General features: G+C 70.7%; 4 protein-coding genes. 2 read left to right on the forward strand and 2 right to left on the reverse strand.

Annotation, left to right across the window (positions count from 1 at the left end):
• The coding region (locus NS220_RS20470; protein WP_206543045.1) for a hypothetical protein at window positions 1-189 on the reverse strand (189 nt) is incomplete at its 3' end.
• A gap of 161 nt (window positions 190-350) precedes the next feature.
• Between NS220_RS20470 and NS220_RS18020 the strand changes: the two genes are divergently transcribed.
• A complete protein-coding gene (locus tag NS220_RS18020; protein WP_058625361.1) occupies window positions 351-1370 on the forward strand; it encodes an NADP-dependent oxidoreductase in 1020 nt (339 codons plus the stop codon).
• A 1-nt stretch (window position 1371) separates the two neighbouring features.
• Here the strand turns inward: NS220_RS18020 and NS220_RS18025 are convergent, their stop codons facing one another.
• A complete protein-coding gene (locus NS220_RS18025; RefSeq protein WP_058625362.1) occupies window positions 1372-2259 on the reverse strand; it encodes a LysR family transcriptional regulator ArgP in 888 nt (295 codons plus the stop codon).
• 69 nt (window positions 2260-2328) lie between these two features.
• Here NS220_RS18025 and NS220_RS18030 point away from each other — a divergent pair.
• Window positions 2329-2834, forward strand: a 506-nt coding sequence (locus tag NS220_RS18030) for a LysE/ArgO family amino acid transporter (protein WP_058625363.1), incomplete at its 3' end; no start/stop codon positions are given.

The following is a 2834-nucleotide window of genomic DNA, read 5'->3' on the forward strand; positions in this document are numbered from 1 at the left end:
ATAATTGACATCGGCTTTTTCGACTGTACTGGCAGGCTGCGTCTGTAGCATCCCTAAGGCTAGCGCGTTCTCACGCTCTTTCTTTTCCAGCACAAGACGGCATTCGAGCTTTCTGCCTGTCTCGTTGGCTGCGAGATGCGTATGAGCGACAGGCGACAGCGTCTGCTTTTTCCCAGTGGAGTTCGGCATACGAGCTTTCTCCCTGCACGCTCCCCGCACCCCATCGGGGCACCGCACGCTCCGTCGCGACACGGTGACCGAGGTGTAACACCGCGGAGACAATGGCGCGCTTGACTGGGGGAACAGGGGCGGTGTGGCCGCCTGCGACCGCACGCGAGAGAGAGCGCCCGATGAGATTCCGATCGACGCGTCCCGAGACCAGCATCGACCCCGCGCCCGCGGTCCCCGACGTCATGCGAGCAGCCGTCTTCGATGCTCCCGGCGCCCCCGATACGCTGCACGTCGCCGACGTCCCCGTCCCCTCCCCGGTCCTCAGCGAGGTGCTCGTCCGCGTGGTCGCGGCAGGGATCAACCCGATCGACGCCAAGACCCGAGCGGGCCGCGGCATGTCGGGCGCGATCGACGCGTGGCCCGCGGTCCTCGGCCTCGATGTCAGCGGTGTGGTGGTGCGAGCCCCCTTCGACGCTCACCCGTTCCCGGTCGGCACCGAGGTGTACGGCATGGCTGCGGTCCCCCGCACCCCGGGCGGCTACGCCGAGTACGCCGTGGTGCCCACCCTGTCCCTCGCCCGCAAACCCGCGTCCCTGTCGTACGTCGAGGCCGCGGGCGTGCCCGTCGCGGCCCTCACCGCGTGGGGCCTCGTCGTCGAGACCGCACTCGCCCACCAGGGCCAGCGCATCCTCGTGCACGCGGGAAGCGGCGGCGTCGGTCATTTCGCGGTGCAGTTCGCGGCGTACTTCGGCGCGCACGTCATCGCGACAGGGTCTGCCCGCAACCTCGACTGGCTGCGCGAGCTCGGCGCCGCCGAGGTCGTCGACTACACCTCGACCCGCTTCGAAGACGTCGTCGCCGATGTCGACGTCGTGATCGATCTCATCGGCAACGTCTCCGACGACACCGGCACACGCTCCCTCGAGGTCCTGCGCCCGGGAGGTCTGCTCATCGAGGTCCCCACCGGCGCGTGGCCCGGATTCCGCGAAGCGGCCTCGGCGCGCGGCATCCGGTCGACCGATTACAAGACGATCCCCGACGGCGCTGCTCTCGCGACCATCGGGCGCCTGCTCGACTCGGGTGCGGTGCGGGTGTTCATCGACCGGGTCTTCGACCTCGACGAGGCCGCCGCCGCACACACCGAGCTCGAGCGAGGGCACACGCGCGGCAAGATCGTGCTGCACGTCAGCGACGACTGACTCAGCCGGCGGACAGCACGCGGCGCCCCTCCGCGACGACCTCTTCGGCGACGTCGTCGAGCACCGCTGAAGTGAGGTTCCACTGCTGCCAGAACAGCGGCACCTCGACGGGATCGTCTCCGAGCCGCACGAGGGTGCCCTCTGACAGCCCCGCGGCCGACTGGAAGTTCGGGAGCAGCCCCCACCCGAGCCCCAACTCGACCGCGGTGGCGAAGTCCTGGGATGCCGGAACCCGGTGCCGCGGAGGCGCCGCCGCGGCGACTCCCCTACGGGCCAGCCACTGGGTCTGCAGATCGTCGCGGCGATCGAAGTCCACGACGGGCGACACCGCGAGCGCTGCGACATCGACCCCATCGGGGAACCACCGCGCCGCGAACGCCGTCGTCGCCACCGCCTCGTACTGCAGGACGCCGAGCCGGCGCACGCGGCATCCCGCGACCGGGGACTCTCGCGAGGTCACTGCCGCCATCACCGTGCCCGCCTCGAGAAGCCCCGCGGTGAAATCCTGATCGTCGCGGTGCAGGTCGAAGACGACCGGACGACGCTGGGCGACCCGTGCCAGCGGGGGGAGGAACCACGTCGCGAGCGAGTCCGCGTTCACCGCGAGGGGAACGGATGCCACCGCCCCGCCTTCCGCCCCGATGGCCGCGAGCGCGTCGTGCTCCAGCAGCGCGATTTGACGGGCCAGGCGGACGACGGCATCGCCCGCCTCGGTCGTCCGCACGGGCTTCGACCGCACGAGCACGACCCGTCCGAGCTGGTCCTCGAGCGCGCGGAGGCGCTGGCTCACCGCGGACGGGGTGACGTGCAGACGACGGGCCGCGGCATCCAGGGTCCCTTCCTCCACGACGATGGCGAGGGTCCGGGCGAGGTCGAGGGGAATCGACATGAAGCAATGCTAACGGTGCCCCAGAATCTTGAGCTGGGCTTCTCTGGCACACGGACCTAACGTCGGAGCGTGCTCGCTCCCCTGCTCGCCGGCCTCGGCCTCGGCTTCTCGCTCATCGTCGCCATCGGCGCGCAGAACCTGTTCGTGCTGCGTCAGGGCGTACGCCGGGAACACCTGCTCGCCGTCGTCGCGGTATGCGCGATCTCCGACGCCGTGCTCATCGTGCTCGGCGTCTCGGGCATCGGCGTGCTGCTGCAGGCCGTCCCCTGGCTCATCGTCGTCGTGCGCTGGGCGGGCGCGGCGTTCCTCGTCGGCTACGGGGTGCTCGCGGCGCGTCGGGCCTGGCGTCCCCGCGGCGAGACCCTGCGCGTCGACATCACGACACCGCCCTCGGCCCCGGATGCCGGGCGCACGACGGTGCGGACGCGCCCCGCTCGCACCGCGCTCGGCGCGGCCGTCCTCACCTGTCTCGCCCTCACGTGGCTCAACCCGCACGTGTATCTCGACACGGTGTTCCTGCTCGGCTCGGTCGCCTCGACGCACGGAGACGGGCGCTGGGCGTTCGCGCTCGGCGC

Origin of the sequence: Microbacterium testaceum, from assembly GCF_001476655.1 — a bacterium.
GTDB classification, from domain to species: Bacteria; Actinomycetota; Actinomycetes; order Actinomycetales; family Microbacteriaceae; genus Microbacterium; species Microbacterium testaceum_C.

What these genes read in the sequence shown, in the direction of transcription:
- NS220_RS18020 (WP_058625361.1), top strand. Translation starts at nt 351, where the DNA reads ATGAGATTCCGATCGACGCGTCCCGAGACCAGCATCGACCCCGCGCCC.
- NS220_RS18025 (WP_058625362.1), bottom strand. Translation starts at nt 2,259, where the DNA reads ATGTCGATTCCCCTCGACCTCGCCCGGACCCTCGCCATCGTCGTGGAG.